The following is a 16,867-nucleotide window of genomic DNA, read 5'->3' as shown; positions in this document are numbered from 1 at the left end:
AAGTCTACGGCGCGACGAATCCCCCCAGCGAACGCGGCTCAGTAGACCAGCACGGAGTCCACCCGGTGTCCGTCCAGCTTGGCCCGCCCGCCCAGGGCCGCGAGCTCGAGCAGCATGGCCAGGGCGACGACCTCGCCGCCGCTGCGCTCGACCAGGTCGACGGCGGCCGCGCCGGTCCCGCCGGTAGCGAGCACGTCGTCGAGGATCAGGACGCGCTGGCCCTCGACAACGGTCTCCGGGCGCACCTCCATGCGTGCGGTGCCGTACTCGAGCGCGTAGTCCACGCCGATCACCGGGCCGGGGAGCCGGCCCGCCTTGCGCACCGTGATCATGCCGACGCCGAGCTCGACGGCCAGCGGGGCCGCCAGGATGAACCCTCGGGACTCGAGACCGGCGACGGCGTCCACCGTGCCCCGGTACTTCGCGGCCAGTCCGCGTACCAGCGCACCGAACGCGTCGCCGTCGGCGAGCAACGGGGTGATGTCCCGGAACAGGACACCGGGCGCCGGGAAGTCCGGGATCTCCCGGACGTAGGAACGGACGAGGTCGGTCAGTTCCGAGGGAAACCCCGTGGTCGGTTCAGCGGTCATCGTCGCCCTCTCGTGCGTCGCCTCGGCTGCGCCGCCGGGCCCAGGTGGTGGCCCGCGACAATGCCCAGGCCGGTCCCGGCGAGGTCCCCCTCACCGCCGTCCGCGCCGCGTTCGGCGCGGAGCTTCTCCCGGTGGGCGAGCACCTGCTTGGTGTGCTTGGCCACGACGTCCTGCCGCTCGCGGAACGAGACCTCCAGCGGTGCCGCGATGAACACCGAGGACCAGGTGGAGAGCAGCATGCCGACGAACAGGGCGAGCGAGATGTCGCGCAGGGTGCCGGCCCCGAGCAGGAACGCCCCGACGAACAGGATCGCCGCCACCGGCAGCAGACCGGTGATGGAGGTGTTGATCGACCGCACCAGGGTCTGGTTGATCGCGAGGTTGGTCTTCTCCGCGTACGTCCGCTTCTTCTGGTTGACCAGGTTGGCGGTGTTCTCGCGGACCTTGTCGAAGACCACCACGGTGTCGTACAGGGAGTAGCCGAGGATCGTCAGGAAGCCGATGACGGTAGCGGGCGTCACCTCGAAGCCGACGAGCACGTAGATACCGACGCTGACGACGAGGTCGTGGATGAGCGCCGTGATCGCTGCGAGCGACATCGTCCAGGTGCGGAAGTACGCCGCCATGACCACCGAGACGAGGGCCAGGAAGATCACCAGGCCCCGCACGGCCTGCTGGGTGACGCTGGCCCCCCACGATGGTCCGACGAAGGTCGCGGCGACGTCCGCCACCGGTACGCCGTACGCGTCGGCGAGGGCGGCCTGGACCTCCTGGGTCTGCTCGTCGGTCAGCTCCGCCGTCTGGACCCGCAGGGAGTCGGCGCCGACGGAGGACACACGCGGCGGCTCACCGTCGCCGAGCTTGGCGATCACGTCGGAGGCGAGGCCCTGGTCGAGCGTCGCGGCCCCGGAGACGGTGAACTGCGAACCGCCGCGGAACTCGATGCCGGCGTTGATCGGCTTGAAGAGGAGCAGCAGCACCGAGGCGAGCATGAGCGCGCCCGCGACCATGAACCAGCGGCGGCGGTTCCCGACGAAGTCGAAGGAACGGCGGCCGGTGTAGAGCTCGTTGCCGAGCGTGGAGAGCCCCGCCATCACCGCTCACCTCCGGTCGCGTCGTGGTCATCGTTCCCGGCCGGCTGGTCGGTATCGGTCTCAGCGGGGGCCGGCTGATCGCCGTCGGCCTCGTCGCTGCCGGGCCGGTCCGGGTCCGGCTTCTCGGGATCGGGCCGGTCCGGGGCGGGTTCGGCCTGCGCCTGGGCCGCACGCTGTGCGGCACGCTCGGCCGCGCGGCGCTCCGCGATCGTCAGGCGGCGACCGTTCTCGTCCACGGCGAGAACCGACGGCGCGCGCCGCCGCGCAGTGTCCTCGGCGGCGGGCGACCGCGACGACGCGTCGCCCGTCCCCTCGTCTGCGGGCGGGGCGCCACCTGCCGCGCCGACACCGGCGCGTGACGTCGAGGCCTGCGCCCCGCCGTCGGGCCGACTGCCGGCCCTGGCCCCGGCGCCCACCGGCACGAGGGCGTTCTCGTCCTCCTCGTCGACGGGTTCCTGGGCCCCGGCGCGCGGGCGGAACGTGCCGCGGCCCCGGTAGGTGGCACTGGTGGCGCCCAGGCTCGCGGCCGCGAGCCCGGAGAGCCGGTGGCCCTGGCCGAAGAATTCCGTGCGGACGAGCAGCCGCATGAGTGGGTGGGTGAACAGGATCACCACGACGAGGTCGATGACCGTCGTGAGGCCCAGGGTGAAGGCGAAGCCCTGCACACCGCCCACGGCCAGGAAGTAGAGCACGCCGGCAGCGAGGAAGTTCACCGCGTCGGAGGCAAGGATGGTCCGGCGGGCGCGGGCCCAGCCGTGCTCGACGGCGGCCACGAGGATGCGGCCCTCGCGGACCTCGTCGCGGATGCGCTCGAAGTAGACGATGAACGAGTCCGCCGTGATGCCGACGGCGATGATGAGGCCGACGACGCCCGGCAGGGATAGCCGGTAGCCGATGCCCCAGGACAGCAGGGCGATGACGAGGTAGTTGAGGGCCGCGGCGACCATGAGGCTCGCCACGGAGACGAGACCGAGGCCGCGGTACTGCCAGATCATGTACAGCACCACGAGGGCGGCGCCGACGATGCCGGCGAGCACGCCGCGTGCGAGTTGCTCACTGCCCAGCGTCGCGGAGATCTCGTCCTGCGACTGGACCTCGAAGTTCAGCGGCAGCGAGCCGAAGTTGAGCTGGTTCGCCAGTGCGGCCGCGGTCTCCTGGGTGAAGCTGCCGCTGATCTGCGCCTTCCCGTTCGGGATGTAATCGTTCATCGTCGCGTTGGAGATCACGAGCCCGTCGAGCACCACCGCGAACTGGTTCTGCGGGGCGGGCAGCGTGAGCAGGCGCTGGCTGAACTCGGCGAAGACATCGGTGCCCTCGCCGTCCATCTCCAGGTTGACGATCCACTCGCCGGTGGAGACGCCCTGCGAGTTCGTGCCCACTCCCGAGCTGGCGGAGTCGACGTGCGTACCCTCCAGGGCGGTCGGTCCGAGGATGAACTTCGCCGAGCCGTCCGGCGTGCACGCCACGAGCGGCGCCGCCGGGTCGTCCACCACGCCGCCGGCCAGGTTCGCCGGGTCCGTGCAGTCGAAGGTGTAGTAGTCGTAGCTGACCTGCTCGGTGATCCAGGCCAGGTCCGAGCTGTTGGCCGGCTCGGTGGCGGGCTGGTCGGAGAGCACGCCGTCGCCGTCCTGGTCGGAGACCGCCATGGCGGCAGCGTCGATCTCCTGCTGCGTCGGGGGCGTCGCGGCCGCGGTCGGCGCCGGCGTCGCCCCGTCCGTGGGGGCGTCGGTCGGCTGCTCGAGGGCGGCTGGGTCGATGGTGCCCGGCCCGCCCAACGTCAGCACCGGCCGGAACCGCAGCAGCGCGGACTGGCGGACCAGGTTCAACGTCTCGTCGGAGGGGTTTCCGGGGAGCGCGACGACGATGTTGGAACCGCCCTGGCTGGTGATCTCCGCCTCGGCGACGCCGGAGGCGTCCACCCGCTTGCGGATGATGTCGATCGCCTGGTCGACGTCGGCCTGAGTCACCTGGGAGTCGTCGGTCGCCTTCGGCGTGAGGATGAGCTGGGTGCCTCCCTCGAGGTCCAGTGCCAGCCTGGGCGCGTAGCTCGCGCCGTTCTCCTGGTCACCGGTCGCCTGGACACCGGCAATCAGCGTGCCGGCAAGGGCGACGATGAGGACGGCCAGGAAGCCCAGGACCCGTCCAGGGCGTGCATGCTTCGGGCGTTGCGCCACGGATTGTCTTCTCTCGTGCGGTGCTGGGTCGCCGGGGCGACCGGTGATCGGGCTGCTCAGGCTCGCGGGGTCGCCGGGCCGGGCTCCTCGCTGTCACCACGCTTCTCGTCCGCGCCCGCCGGGCCGGGCTGCCCGGGCTCGGCGGCGCCGTCGGACAGGAGCGCGGAGGCGTCGTCGGGAACGACGACGGCGTCCGCCTCGCCGTCCTCGTCGGGCACGGCGAACGGCGGCTCCTTGGCCTCACGGATCGCGGTCTTCAGCCAGATCGTCTCGTCACCGGCGGGCGTCTCGAGCGTGACCACGTCGCCGTCGATCTCGACGACCTTGCCGAGGAACCCCCCGATGGTCACCACCCAGACACCCGGGATCAGCGTGTGCTCGAGACGGTCACGCGCCGCGGCCTGCTGCTTCTTCCCGCGGTTCGTGACGAACCACATCATCCCGAGCATCAGGGCGAGGAAGATGATGATTTCAGGTCCCATGAGGGCAGGCTCCGGTCCGCGAGAGGGCAATGGCCACACGAGTCTAGGCGAGAGCGCGGGGTGGTCCCAACATTCGCGGCCCGGTACGTCGAGACGTGGTGCCGGGCAGGACCGCCGCCGCGCGTCCGAGCACCTGCGCGGCACGGACGAGAACCCGGGTCCGTGCGGCGGCTGGGGTCAGGTGAACAGCATCCCGTCCGGGGGCGGCGTGAGCCCCAGGTGCGCGTAGGCCTGCGGTGTCGCCATGCGGCCGCGCGGGGTCCGCACGATGAGCCCCTCACGGACGAGGAACGGCTCGGCGACCGTCTCGACGGTCTCGGGCTCTTCCCCGACCGTGACGGCGAGCGTGGTCAGGCCCACCGGGCCACCGCCGAAACGGTGGCAGAGAGCCTGGAGGACGGCTCGGTCCAGGCGGTCGAGGCCGAGCTCGTCCACCTCGAAGACGTCGAGCGCGCCGTGCGTGGCCGCGAGGTCGAGCGCACCCGTGCCGCGCACCTGGGCGAAGTCCTGGACGCGCCGGAGCAGGCGGTTGGCGATCCGGGGGGTGCCGCGCGAGCGTGACGCGAGCTCGCGGGCGGCGTCGTCGGGCAGCTTGGCGCCGAGGAGACCGGCGCTGCGCCGCAGCACCCGCTCGAGCTCCTCCGGGCTGTAGAACTCCAGGTGGCCCGTGAAGCCGAACCGGTCGCGCAGCGGGGCGGGCAGCAACCCGGCGCGGGTGGTGGCGCCGACCACGGTGAACGGTGGCAGGCTCAGCGGGATGGACGTCGCACCCGGCCCCTTGCCGACGATGACGTCGATCCGGTAGTCCTCCATCGCGAGGTAGAGCAGCTCCTCCGCCGGCCGGGCCAGGCGATGGATCTCGTCGATGAAGAGCACGTCCTTCTCCTGCAGCGAGGAGAGGATGGCGGCGAGGTCGCCCGCATGCTGGATCGCCGGGCCCGATGTCAGGCGCAGCGCCCCGTCCACCTCGTTGGCGATGATCATGGCGAGCGTGGTCTTGCCGAGCCCGGGCGGCCCGGAGAGGAGGACGTGGTCCGGCGTGGTCTGACGGGCATTGGCGGCGTCGAGGACGAGGGAGAGCTGGTCCCGGACCACCTCCTGACCGACGAAGTCCGCGAGGCGGCGCGGGCGCAGGGCGGCCTCGGCCGCACGCTCGAGGTCGTCGGCCGCGGGGTCGACGACCTCCCGGTCCTCAGCCACGGCCATGTCCGCCCAGGTGCTGGAGGGCAGCGCGCAGGATCACCGGCACATCGGTGGGCGCGTCCGGCGCGGTCAGGACCGCCGTCACGGCAGCCTCGGCGACCTTCTCCGACCAGCCGAGCTGGACGAGCGCCTCGACCACGGTCGGCGCGGGCCCGTCCGACGCCCGGGCCGGTGCGGGCGCGTCGGTGCCGCCGCCCGGCGGCCCGAGCTTCTCGCCGATCTCGAGCACGATGCGCTGGGCCCCCTTGCGGCCGACTCCCGGCACACGCTGGAGCGCGGCGAGGTCCTCCTCGGCCACGGCGCGGCGCAGGCCGTCCGGGGTGTGCACGGCAAGCATCGCGAGCGCGAGCCGCGGACCCACGCCGGAGACGGTCTGCAGGGTCTCGAACAGGTCCCGCTCGTCGTCGTCGGCGAAGCCGTACAACGTCAGCGAGTCCTCTCGCACCACCAGCGAGGTCGCCAGGCGGGCCTGCCGCCCGACGGCGAGACCCGTCAGCGTCGTCGGGGTGGTGAAGGCACGCATGCCCATGCCGCCGACGGTGACCACGACCCGGTCGAGGCCGAGTGCCTCCACCGGGCCCGCGATTGACGCGATCACGAACGAACCTCCGACTCATACGCGAACAGGTGTACGACCGGGATCCAACCTACCTCTTGGGTGCGACAGCCCCGGCTCGGCGCGCCGAGCGCTCGGCCTCTGCCCACCGGCGCTGGGCGGCCGTGAGCCCGGCCCCGGTGGCCCGCGGCAACGTGTCCGCACCGCCGTACTGGGCACGGACCGCACTGCCGACGCCGCCGCCGCGCCACGCGTGACAGATCGCGAGGGCCAGTGCGTCGGCGGCGTCGGCCGGCGTCGGGGCCGCGTCCAGGTGCAGGATGCGCCGGACCATCTCCTGGACCTGCGCCTTCGCCGCGCGGCCGTTGCCGGTGACCGCTGCCTTGACCTCGCTGGGCGTGTGCAGCGCCAGCGGCACGTCTGCTCGGGCGGCGCCGAGCATCGCCACCCCGGCCACCTGCGAGGTCCCGGTGACGCTGCGGACGTTCGACTGCGCGAACACGCGCTCGACGGCGACCGCGCCGGGCCGCAGCCGGTCGATCCACTCGTCGATGGCGTCGGCGATGGTGAGCAGGCGCAGGTGAGGCGACTGGTCCGCGGGGGTGCGGATCACGCCCACGTCCACGAGCGTGACGGACCGGCCGGCACCGGCGTCGACCACGCCGAGACCGCACCGGGTCATGCCTGGGTCGACTCCGAGGATGCGCACGGACCTACTCTCGCACCGGGCCGGGCCGATCCCGGAGCACCACGCGCGGGACGGACCGGCTCACGCCGTCAGTCCTCGGCGTCGAGGGCGGCCAGGACGTCGTCGGAGGCGTCGAAGTTGGCGAAGACGTTCTGGACGTCGTCGCTCTCCTCGAGGGCGTCGATCAGGCGCAGGACCTTGCGGGCCCCCTCGACGTCGACCTCGACCTCCATCGACGGGACGAACTGCGCCTCCGCGGAGTCGTAGTCCAGCCCGGCCTCCTGCACGGCGGTGCGGACGGCGACGACGTCGCCCGCCTCGCTGAGGATCTCGAAGGACTCGCCGAGGTCGTTGACCTCCTCGGCGCCGGCGTCGAGCACGGCACCCAGCACGTCGTCCTCGGTCAGGCCGTCGGCCTTGGGCACGATGACGACGCCGCGGCGGGTGAACAGGTAGGAGACCGATCCCGGGTCCGCGAGGTTGCCGCCGTTGCGCGTGAAGGCGACGCGGACGTCGGAGGCGGCGCGGTTGCGGTTGTCGGTGAGGCACTCCACGAGGACGGCGACGCCGCCGGGGGCGTAGCCCTCGTACATGATGGTCTCGTAGTCGGCGCCGCCGGTCTCGAGGCCGGAGCCGCGCTTGACGGCGCGGTCGATGTTGTCGGCCGGTACGGAGGACTTCTTCGCCTTCTGGACGGCGTCGAACAGCGTCGGGTTGCCGGCCAGATCGCCGCCGCCGGTCCGCGCGGCGACCTCGATGTTCTTGATCATGCGGGCGAACAGCTTGCCGCGCTTGGCGTCGATCGCGGCCTTCTTGTGCTTCGTCGTCGCCCACTTGGAGTGACCGGACATGTGTGGCTCCTCAGCTGGTCGGTTGCGAACCTCGCACGGTGGCATCGCGCACCATCTCGACGAAGAGTCGATGCACCCGCGACTCACCGCCGATCTCGGGATGGAAGGCGGTGGCGAGCAGCCGGCCGTGGCGAACTGCGACGATCTTACCGTCGTCGCCGCCGTTCCCGTCGGCGGGGGTGCGGGCCAGCACCTCGACGCCCGGGCCGACGCGCTCGACCCAGGGCGCGCGGATGAAGACGGCGCGCAGCGGGCCCCCGCCGACCACGGTCAGGGCCGGGGCGGTCAGCGCGACCTCGAAGGAGTCGACCTGACGCCCGAACGCGTTACGCCGCACGGTCATGTCGATGCCGCCGAGGGTGCGCTGGTCCGCGGTGGCGCCCTCGACCCGGTCGGCCAGGAGGATCATCCCGGCGCACGAGCCGTAGACGGGCAGGCCGCCCCGGATGCGTTCGCGCAGGGGGTCGAAGAGGTCGAAGGCACGCAGCAGCTTCTCGATGGTGGTGGACTCACCGCCGGGCAGCACGAGACCGTCGACGGCGGTGAGCTCCCCCGGCCGGCGTACCGGTACGGCGCGCGCGCCGGTCGCCGTGAGTGCGGCGAGGTGCTCGCGCACGTCGCCCTGGAGGGCGAGGACGCCGACGGCGGGCCCGGGCTCGACCACCACCGCGGTCGCCAGGGCGGCGTGCCCCGGGGCGGGGGTCGGTGCGGCCTGGGGCACCCGGGGGGTCGCCGGGGTGGGCGTGCGGGTCACCGGGGTGGGCGTGCGGGCCGCTGCCGCGACACCCGGGACGGACGACTCGTCGAGGTGCCGCGTGGTGCCGTCCCAGCCCGTGAGGAGGCCGCGCACCAGCGACGGCAGGGTCGTGGGGTACACGACGACGCCCCCGGCCACGGCGGCGTCGAGATCGTCGACGGCCCACCAGCGCAGCTCGTCGAGGACCTCGCGCTCGAGGTCGGTCCAGCCGGTGTCGGTGAAGTGGTTCGCGGCCGAGACCCTGGTCACGAAGAAGGACTCGTCCTGCCGGCAGGTGATCCGGGCGAAGTCGAAGACCGCGCTGCGGGTCAGGACCGGGCCGAGAAGCGCATCCGCACCGACCACGAGCCCGGTCTCCTCGAAGACCTCCCGCGCGGCGCCGTCGTGCAGGGCCTCCCCCGGCTCGAGCCCGCCGCCGACGGTGAACCACCACGAGCGGGTGGGCTCGCCGGAGTCGTGGCCGCGCACGAGCAGCACGCGGTCCTCCTCGTCGAGGAGGATGACCCGGGTGGCCCGCCGGTAGGGCAGCCCGTCGGGGCCGGGCTGCCACTCCGGGCCGAGCCCGTACGGTTCCGGTGCGGTCACGGACGATCCGCCGTCGAGCCCATCGCGTGCTGCCGTTGCCGAGGTCACCAGCCTCGCTCGGCGAGGCGGTGCGGCGCCGGGATGTCGTCGACATTGATACCGACCATCGCCTCGCCCAGCCCGCGAGAGACCTGCGCGATGACGTCGGCGTCGTCGAAGAAGGTGGTGGCCTTGACGATGGCGGCGGCCCGCTCGGCAGGGTTGCCCGACTTGAAGATGCCGGAGCCGACGAAGACGCCCTCGGCCCCGAGCTGCATCATCATCGCGGCGTCGGCCGGGGTGGCGATACCGCCGGCGGTGAACAGCACCACGGGCAGCTTGCCGTGCTCGGCGATCTCCTTGACGAGGTCGTACGGCGCCTGGAGGTCCTTGGCGGCGAGGTAGAGCTCGTCCTCCGGGAGGTTCTGCAGGCGGCGGATCTCGTCGCGGATCTGGCGCATGTGCGTCGTGGCGTTGGAGACGTCACCGGTGCCGGCCTCGCCCTTGGAGCGGATCATCGCGGCGCCCTCGGAGATGCGGCGCAAGGCCTCGCCGAGGTTCGTCGCGCCGCACACGAACGGCACGGTGAACTTCCACTTGTCGATGTGGTGGGCGTAGTCCGCCGGGGTGAGCACCTCGGACTCGTCGACGTAGTCGACGCCGAGGGACTGCAACACCTGTGCCTCCACGAAGTGCCCGATGCGGGCCTTGGCCATCACCGGGATCGACACGGCGGAGATGATGGAGTCGATCATGTCGGGGTCGCTCATGCGCGAGACCCCGCCCTGGGCGCGGATGTCGGCCGGGACCCGCTCGAGCGCCATGACGGCGACCGCACCGGCGTCCTCGGCGATCTTCGCCTGCTCGGCGGTGACGACGTCCATGATCACGCCGCCCTTGAGCATCTCGGCCATCCCGCGCTTGACCCGTGCCGTGCCGTGCAGGGCGATGGGGGCGGAATCCGGGGACATGGCGAACTCGTTCTCTGACACGGTGACCTCTGCGACGACGGGTGGACTGACCTTGTGAGTCTAGTCTTCCGGGCGGCTCCATCGAAGACGCCGTCCAGCATCCTCCGCCGGTGCGCCCGGGCCGTCTCGTGGCCGCTGCGGAGTCGAGCCCGGACCGCCCGGGGCCGCTGCGTGCTCAGCGAGTGCCGAGCGTGGCCAGCGCCGCGCGGTTGCGGACCGCGCGGTCCAGGAGATCCCGCTCGTCCTCGCGCGAGCGCAGGTCGCCACGCCCGGTGAGTGCCCGCTGCCGCGCGAACGCCAGCGACGTCGCGGCCGCCTGGAACTCCTTCATCGCCCGCCGGGCACGCGGGCCGGCGGCTGCCGCCCAGCGTCGGGCGGCGCGCCGCTCGCCGAGCGAGGAGAGCATCCGGACCTCGTACGGCTCGAACCAGCCCGCCGCCGCGTACTCCCCCAGCCGCAGCCGGATCGTCATGCGTTCCTGGTTGCGCAACCACACCACGACGACGATCCCCGCGGTGAACACCGGCATCTGGACGAGCCAGGAGAGGGCACCGCCCACCGAGAAGACGGTGGCGAGGTTCCAGGCCCCATGCAGCACGATCGCTGCGCCGAGCCCCAGCGGGAAGGCCCACAGCCAGGCGCGTCCGTTGCGGGAGCGCGAGGCGAGGCCGAGCACGATCCCGGTGCAGACCGTGAAGGTCACGTGCGCGAACGGGCCCTGCACCGCCCGGGCGAGGAAGATGTCGCCGAGGATGTCGGTGTACCGGACGAAGTAGAGAACGTTCTCGGTGAAGGCGAAGCCGGCGGCCACGACCGCGGCATAGACGATGCCGTCGACGGGGCCGTCGAACGAGCGCCGTCGGAGCAGGAAGATCACCAGCACGCCCAGGCCCTTCGCGCTCTCCTCGACGAGCGGCGCGGACAGCACCGCGGTGAGCGCCTCGGCCCGGTCGGCGCTGCCGGCGATCGCCAGGACCGAGAGCGCGAACAGGTCGTTGACGAACAGCGAGACGGCGGTCGCGAGCCCGGCCCCCCAGACCAGGGCGACGAGCAGCAGCCACCGCGGCTCGGGCTCCCACCGGTCCACCCACGCCACCGTCACCAGCACGCCGAGCAGCGGCAGGACGGCGAGCCCACCGGCGAGGACCGTCGTCCGGGCGCCGCCGAGGCTGAGGATCAGCGTGAGCACCCACAGGAGCCCGGTGAGCCCGAGCCCGACGGCGATGATCTCGACCACGAGCGTCGCGAGCCGCCGGGGCCGCACCGGCCGCCACCGCGGCGCACTTCGCCGGCCGGGCCCCGGTGGCATTGCTGGTCCGAGACCCATGTCAGTCCTCCGGTCGCGCGTCGTCCATGTCGAAGGGGTCGGGCAGCGGGGCGCGGCCGGCGAGGTGGAAGATTCGGACCACGGGGTTGGCACGCAGGTGGCGCACCTGGACCACGCGGGCGTTGTGGAACCGCCGCGCGAGCTGGAGCCGGTACCAGGCCTGGTCGAGCACGGCGGTGGCCCCCGGGTCCTCGGTGAGCTCGCGGCGGTCCTCGGGCCAGCCGAGGACGGTGCGCAGGGTGCGGCTGAGCTCGCTCTCCAGCAGGCCGCGGTCGACGGCGGTGGCGGAGGCGTCGGCGTCCGCGCCCGGCGCCACAGGGGTGCCCTCCAGCCCGTCGTGGACCACCAGCTCGTCGCGGGCCGCGTCCATGGCACGCAACGCGACGTCGCTGACCACGAGCGCCTCCGCCGGGTCGAGCACTCCCGAGGCGGCGAGCTCGGCGGCGGCGGCGGCCCGTCGGAGGAGCTGGGTCTCGAGCGTCGCACGTGAGCGCAGCACCGTGCGGTGGAGCCGGTCCACGCGCGTGGCCAGCCGCCAGAGCACCACGAGCGCCACCGCGGCGACGGCGACGGCGACCAGCACCCACTCCGTGACGCCCACTACGCCCCGCCCCCGGTGACGCTCTTCGTCGCTGCACGCAGCCGACCGAACATCGTGCGCGAGCGAGGATCCTCCGTGACCCGCCTGCCCGAGGTGGCCAGCGCGTACTCGTAGACGGCGAGGATCTGGCTCGTCACGGTCGACCAGTCGTAGCGCACCACGGTCCGGCGGGCCCGATCCCGGGTGGGCTCCGACGCCGCGCGGCGGCTCAGCACCTCCACCAGTGTCCGCGCGAGGTCAGTGGCATCGCCCTGACGGAACAGGCGGCCGAGCTCGCCGCCGTCCAGGACCGCCTGGAAGGCAGGGATGTCCGAGGCCACCACGAGGGAGCCGGCACTCATGGCCTCGACGAGGACGATGCCGAAGCTCTCGCCGCCCGTCTGCGGTGCGACATAGGCGTCCACGGACGCCAGCAGGGCGGCCTTCTCCTCGTCGCTGATCCCGCCGAGGAACGTGACGGCGTCGCCGTAGGGGGCCAGCGCGGCACGCTCCTCGGTGGCGTCGCCGCGGCCGGCGATGAAGAAGCGCGCCCCCGGGAGCTGCTCGAGCACGGCGGGGACGGCCGCTGCGAGGACGGGCAGGCCCTTGCGGGGCTCATCGAGGCGGCCGAGGAACGCGACCGTGGGGTGGGCGTCGGTGCCGGCCCAGCCCGGCCGGTGCGCCACCCCGGCGAAGCGGTCCACGAAGACGCCGTTCGGGACGACGACGGCGTCGCCGCCGACGTGCTGGACGAGGGTTCGGCGCGCTTCCTCGGAGACGGCGATCCGGGCGGTGATCTTCTCCAGCATGGGGATCACGACCGGTGAGATGGCCTGCAGCCCGCGCGAGCGTTCCATCGAGGTATGGAAGGTGGCGACGACGGGCCCGTCCGCCACCCACAGGGCGAGCATGCTCAGCGAGGGGACCATCGGCTCGTGGATGTGCAGCAGGTCGAAGTCGCCCTGCTCCACCCAACGCCGCACCCGGCCCGCGACGACGGGACCGAAGTTCAGCCGGGCGACCGACCCGTTGTACGGGATGGCCACGGTGCGGCCGGTGGTGACGACGTAGTCGGGCACCGGGGTGGAGTCCTCCGCCGGGGCGAGGACGCTGACGGTGTGCCCGTGGCGGATCAGCTCCTCGGCGAGGTCGCGCACGTGGAACTGCACCCCGCCGGGCACGTCGTAGGAGTACGGGCAGACGATGCCGATGCGCATCAACGCTCCCCGCCCGACGGCGCGGCCGACTCCCCGGACCCGCCCGACGGCGCGGCCGACTCTCCCGCGGCCTCGCGGGCCCGGGCCAGGCGCTCCTGGTCGAGGTCGGCGACGAAGACCTTCTGCATCATGTGCCACTGCTCGGGGTGGCGGCGCAGCTGCCCGGCGACCCAGTCGACCCAGCGGGTGCTGAGCTCCGCCACGCTCTCCTCCTTGGTGCCGGAGTCGATACGCTCGGAGAACTCGATGACGGTGCCCCACGGCGTGCCGGCCGCGCGGCGCCGGGCCCCGGTGAGGCGCTCGTGGCGGATCATCGCGCCGTGCAGGGCCCGGCCGGTGACGAGGCTGAGGGCGGCCGGCCCCCGGGCCACGCGGGCCGGCTGGCCGGTGATCGACACGTCCACGCCGGTGCTGGAGAGGTCGCGGTCCGCGAGGAGGGGCACGATGCTCGCGCCACCGCGGGTGTGCCGGATGAGCTGGCGGAACACCGACGTGCCCTTCTCGACCGGGATGATCGTCATCCCCAGCCCGGTACGGACGTCGAGGAAGCCCTGGAACAGCTCCTCGGGCTGGAGGTGCTCGACCACGGTGACGAGGTGGGCCAGGTGCTTCTCGGCCCAGGCGCCGGCGAGGTCCCAGTTGCCCGTGTGCCCGAGTGCGATGACGACGGCCCGCCCCTGCGCGAACTCGGCCCGCAGCGGCGTGTCCCCGACAGCCCGGACGCGGGCGCCGAGCTGGTCGACGGTGGCCGTGCCGAGCTGGAACGTCTCGCGGTAGTAGCGCAGGTAGCCGCGCAGGTTCTGGCGCGAGACCCGGCGCAGCGCACGCCCGTCGAGATCGGGCCGCAGCCGCGCGAGGTTGGACTCGAGCTGGCGGACCCCAGCGCCGTGCGCCAGCCACGCGCCGTCGGCGGCGGCGGTGAAGACCGCGCGCACCAGGGGCTCCGGCAGGTGGGTGACGCCCCACTGGGCGGCGCGGAACACGCGGACCACGTCGAGCCTCACGGGGCCGTTCCCCCGCCGGCGGCCTGGAGGTAGACGGTGCGCATGCGCTGGACGATGGTGACGGCGCTGGCGAGGGCGAGCAGGCCGAGGGCGACGGTCATCAGGACGGGCGGGAGCCCGAGGCCGACCAGCAGCGTCGCGACGAGCACCACGACGAGGCGGTCCGCCCGTTCCGCCAGGCCCACGTTCGCGGTCATCCCCAGGCCCTCGGCGCGCGCCTTGGCGTAGGAGACGACGCCGCCGAGCACGAGGCAGGTGAGGGCGGCCGCCGTCGTCGCCACCTGGAGGTCGCCCTCGAGGTGGCGCAGCGACCAGAGCAGCACGCCCGCGAAGATCGCGGCGTCGGCGAGGCGGTCCATGGTGGAGTCCAGGAACGCGCCCCAGCGGGAGGCCCGGTCGAGGAGCCGCGCCATCTGGCCGTCGAGGCTGTCGGCGATGACGAGGGCGCCGAGCAGCAGCGCCCCACCGGCCAGGTACCCCAGCGGCAGCAGGGTCAGGGCGACGGCCATCACGAGGAACGTGCCGGTCACCGTCACGACGTCGGGGCTCAGCCCCAGCCGCACGAGCAGGCGCGCGGCCGGCGCGAAGACGACGGTCGCGAGCCCGCGGCCGCTCCTGCTCAGCATCAGTGGTTCTCCGTCCGGTCGGGTGCGGTCTCGAGGTGGCGCTCCCACCCGGCCGCGAGCAGCTCGCGCGTGTCTCCCAGCACCTGTGGCAGAGCCTTGGTCTGCGCGATGATCGGGAAGAAGTTCGCATCCCCTCCCCACCTCGGGACGACATGCTGGTGCAGGTGTGCCGCGATGCCGGCGCCCGCGACCGCGCCCTGGTTCATGCCGAGGTTGAACCCGTGGGGTGCGGAGACCTCCCGCAGAACGGTCATGGCGGTGGCGGTCAGCTCACCGATCTCCACGCGCTCAGCGGGCGTCAGGTCCGTGAAGTCGGCGACGTGCCGGTAGGGGCAGACGAGCAGGTGCCCGGGATTGTACGGGTAGAGGTTGAGCACCACGTAGGAGGTCGTGCCGCGCCGGACCACCAGACCCTCCTCCGCCTCCGCCTGGGCGGTGCGGCAGAACGGGCAGTCCGTGGTACCGCCGTCGGCGGGCCGCTCGTCGCCGTCGATGTAGACCATCCGGTGGGGGGTCCACAGACGTTCGAAGGCGTCGGGTACCCCGGCGTGGGTCCCGGCGGCCTCCGTCACCACCGGATGGTTTCCGGACGCCTCGGTCACACCTGCTCCTTGCTCGCGATCTTCTCCAGGATCTCGGCGACGGCGTCGGCCACGGGCACCCCGTTGCGCTGGGACCCGTCGCGGTACCGGAAGGACACGGCCCCGGCCTCGGCGTCCTCGCCGCCGGCGATGAGGACGAAGGGCACCTTCGCCTTCGAGGCGTTGCGGATCTTCTTGCCGAACCGGTCGTCGGAGGTGTCGAGCTCGACCCGGACGCCCTTGGCGCGCAGCTGGTCGAGGACGTCGCGGAGGTATTCGTCGAAGACGTCGGCCACGGGCACGCCGACCACCTGCACCGGGGCGAGCCAGGCCGGGAACGCACCGGCGTAGTGCTCCAGCAGCACGCCGAAGAAGCGCTCGATGGAGCCGAACAGGGCGCGGTGGATCATGACGGGGCGCCGGCGGCTGGCGTCCGGTGCGGTGTACTCGAGCTCGAAGAGCTCCGGCTCGAAGAAGTCGAGCTGGATGGTCGAGAGCTGCCACGTGCGGCCGATGGCGTCCTTGACCTGGACGGAGATCTTCGGGCCGTAGAACGCGGCACCGCCCGGGTCGGGGACGAGATCGAGGCCGGAGGCGGTGGCGACCTCCGCCAGGGTCCGGGTCGCCTCCTCCCAGGTGGCGTCGTCGCCCACGGACTTCTCCGGGTCGCGAGTGGACAGCTCGAGGTAGAAGTCGGTCAGGCCGTAATCCTTGAGGAGGTCGAGGACGAAGGTGAGCAGGCTCGTCAGCTCGTCCTTCATCTGCTCACGCGTGGTGTAGATGTGCGCGTCGTCCTGGGTGAACCCGCGGGCGCGGGTGAGGCCGTGGACGACGCCGGACTTCTCGTACCGGTAGACGTTGCCGAACTCGAACAGCCGCAGCGGGAGCTCGCGGTAGGAGCGCCCGCGCGAGCGGTAGACGAGGTTGTGCATGGGGCAGTTCATGGGCTTGAGGTAGTAGTCCTGGCCCTGCTTGGTGATGTTGCCCGCGGCGTCGCGCACCTCGTCCAGGTGCATCGGGGGATACATGCCCTCGGCGTACCACTCCAGATGCTTGGAGGTCTCGAAGAGATTGGCCTTGGTGATGTGCGGGGTGGTGACGAAGGAGTAGCCGGCCTCGACGTGGCGACGGCGGGAGTAGTCCTCCATCTCCATCCGGATCATCGCGCCCTTGGGGTGGAACACGGGCAGGCCGGAACCGATCTCGTCCGGGAAGGAGAACAGGTCCAGCTCGGCGCCGAGGCGGCGGTGGTCGCGTCGCTCGGCCTCGGCCAGACGCTCGGCGTAGGCCTTGAGCTCGGCCTTGGTGGGCCACGCGGTGCCGTAGATACGCTGGAGCTGGGGGTTCTTCTCGCTGCCGCGCCAGTAGGCCGCGGCGGAGCGCATGAGGGCGAAGCCGTTGCCGAGAAGTTTCGTCGAGGGCACGTGCGGGCCGCGGCACAGGTCCTTCCAGGCCACCTCGCCACCGCGGCGCACGTTGTCGTAGATCGTCAGCTCGACGCCACCGACCTCGACCGACGCACCCTCGGCCACCTCACCGTCGGCCGACCCGCCGGGGCCCTTGAGCCCCAGGAGCTCGAGCTTGTACGGCTGGTCGGCCAGC

At 72.5% G+C, this 16,867-nt stretch carries 17 protein-coding genes and 1 pseudogene; all 18 read right to left on the bottom strand.

Annotated features, from left to right (window positions below):
• Positions 1–38 precede the first annotated feature (38 nt).
• On the bottom strand, positions 39–590 hold the full coding sequence (locus ACYC1Z_RS02120; RefSeq protein WP_461407907.1) for an adenine phosphoribosyltransferase: 552 nt from the start codon (positions 588–590) through the stop codon (positions 39–41).
• The gene (gene secF, locus ACYC1Z_RS02115; protein ID WP_461407906.1) at positions 587–1,684 is read right to left on the bottom strand and encodes a protein translocase subunit SecF; all 1,098 of its coding nucleotides are present in this window, start codon (positions 1,682–1,684) and stop codon (positions 587–589) included. The genes ACYC1Z_RS02120 and secF overlap by 4 nt, the downstream gene beginning before the upstream one ends.
• Positions 1,684–3,858, bottom strand: a complete 2,175-nt coding sequence (gene secD / locus ACYC1Z_RS02110; protein WP_461407905.1) for a protein translocase subunit SecD — start codon at positions 3,856–3,858, stop codon at positions 1,684–1,686. The genes secF and secD overlap by 1 nt, the downstream gene beginning before the upstream one ends.
• 56 nt (positions 3,859–3,914) lie before the next feature.
• On the bottom strand, positions 3,915–4,340 hold the full coding sequence (gene yajC / locus ACYC1Z_RS02105) for a preprotein translocase subunit YajC (RefSeq protein ID WP_461407903.1): 426 nt from the start codon (positions 4,338–4,340) through the stop codon (positions 3,915–3,917).
• Between the two features lie 177 nt (positions 4,341–4,517).
• Positions 4,518–5,546: a Holliday junction branch migration DNA helicase RuvB gene (gene ruvB / locus ACYC1Z_RS02100; protein ID WP_461407902.1), complete on the bottom strand. Its 1,029-nt coding sequence runs from the start codon at positions 5,544–5,546 to the stop codon at positions 4,518–4,520.
• Positions 5,533–6,141, bottom strand: a complete 609-nt coding sequence (gene ruvA / locus ACYC1Z_RS02095) for a Holliday junction branch migration protein RuvA (RefSeq protein ID WP_461407901.1) — start codon at positions 6,139–6,141, stop codon at positions 5,533–5,535. Before ruvA ends, ruvB begins: the two co-directional genes overlap by 14 nt.
• A gap of 49 nt (positions 6,142–6,190) precedes the next feature.
• Entirely contained in the window at positions 6,191–6,808 is a 618-nt protein-coding gene (gene ruvC / locus ACYC1Z_RS02090; RefSeq protein ID WP_461407900.1) for a crossover junction endodeoxyribonuclease RuvC, read from the bottom strand.
• 68 nt (positions 6,809–6,876) lie between these two features.
• Positions 6,877–7,638, bottom strand: a complete 762-nt coding sequence (locus tag ACYC1Z_RS02085; RefSeq protein ID WP_461407899.1) for a YebC/PmpR family DNA-binding transcriptional regulator — start codon at positions 7,636–7,638, stop codon at positions 6,877–6,879.
• Positions 7,639–7,648: 10 nt separating this feature from the next.
• Positions 7,649–8,302 carry a pyridoxal 5'-phosphate synthase glutaminase subunit PdxT gene (pdxT, locus tag ACYC1Z_RS02080; protein ID WP_461407933.1) on the bottom strand — a complete coding sequence of 218 codons (654 nt, stop codon included), beginning with the start codon at positions 8,300–8,302 and terminating at the stop codon, positions 7,649–7,651.
• Between the two features lie 252 nt (positions 8,303–8,554).
• A pseudogene (locus ACYC1Z_RS02075) lies at positions 8,555–8,980 on the bottom strand (NUDIX hydrolase); the annotation flags it as partial.
• A gap of 44 nt (positions 8,981–9,024) precedes the next feature.
• Positions 9,025–9,930, bottom strand: coding sequence for a pyridoxal 5'-phosphate synthase lyase subunit PdxS (gene pdxS, locus ACYC1Z_RS02070; protein WP_461407898.1), 906 nt, complete (start codon positions 9,928–9,930; stop codon positions 9,025–9,027).
• 175 nt (positions 9,931–10,105) lie between these two features.
• The gene (locus ACYC1Z_RS02065) at positions 10,106–11,194 is read right to left on the bottom strand and encodes a PrsW family intramembrane metalloprotease (protein WP_461407897.1); all 1,089 of its coding nucleotides are present in this window, start codon (positions 11,192–11,194) and stop codon (positions 10,106–10,108) included.
• A gap of 64 nt (positions 11,195–11,258) precedes the next feature.
• Positions 11,259–11,858, bottom strand: coding sequence for a hypothetical protein (locus tag ACYC1Z_RS02060; protein ID WP_461407896.1), 600 nt, complete (start codon positions 11,856–11,858; stop codon positions 11,259–11,261).
• On the bottom strand, positions 11,858–13,054 hold the full coding sequence (locus ACYC1Z_RS02055) for a glycosyltransferase family 4 protein (RefSeq protein ID WP_461407895.1): 1,197 nt from the start codon (positions 13,052–13,054) through the stop codon (positions 11,858–11,860). The genes ACYC1Z_RS02060 and ACYC1Z_RS02055 overlap by 1 nt, the downstream gene beginning before the upstream one ends.
• Positions 13,054–14,058: a phosphatidylinositol mannoside acyltransferase gene (locus ACYC1Z_RS02050; protein WP_461407894.1), complete on the bottom strand. Its 1,005-nt coding sequence runs from the start codon at positions 14,056–14,058 to the stop codon at positions 13,054–13,056. The genes ACYC1Z_RS02055 and ACYC1Z_RS02050 overlap by 1 nt, the downstream gene beginning before the upstream one ends.
• Positions 14,055–14,684: a phosphatidylinositol phosphate synthase gene (gene pgsA, locus ACYC1Z_RS02045; RefSeq protein WP_461407893.1), complete on the bottom strand. Its 630-nt coding sequence runs from the start codon at positions 14,682–14,684 to the stop codon at positions 14,055–14,057. Before pgsA ends, ACYC1Z_RS02050 begins: the two co-directional genes overlap by 4 nt.
• Positions 14,684–15,286, bottom strand: a complete 603-nt coding sequence (locus ACYC1Z_RS02040) for an HIT family protein (protein ID WP_461407892.1) — start codon at positions 15,284–15,286, stop codon at positions 14,684–14,686. Before ACYC1Z_RS02040 ends, pgsA begins: the two co-directional genes overlap by 1 nt.
• A partial coding sequence (gene thrS, locus ACYC1Z_RS02035) for a threonine--tRNA ligase (protein WP_461407891.1) occupies positions 15,283–16,867 on the bottom strand: 1,585 nt, incomplete at its 5' end. The genes thrS and ACYC1Z_RS02040, both read right to left, overlap by 4 nt.

Source organism: Georgenia sp., from assembly GCF_054605595.1.
Note: the sequence above shows the minus strand (reverse complement) of the source record. Positions and strands in the feature narration are given on the sequence as shown.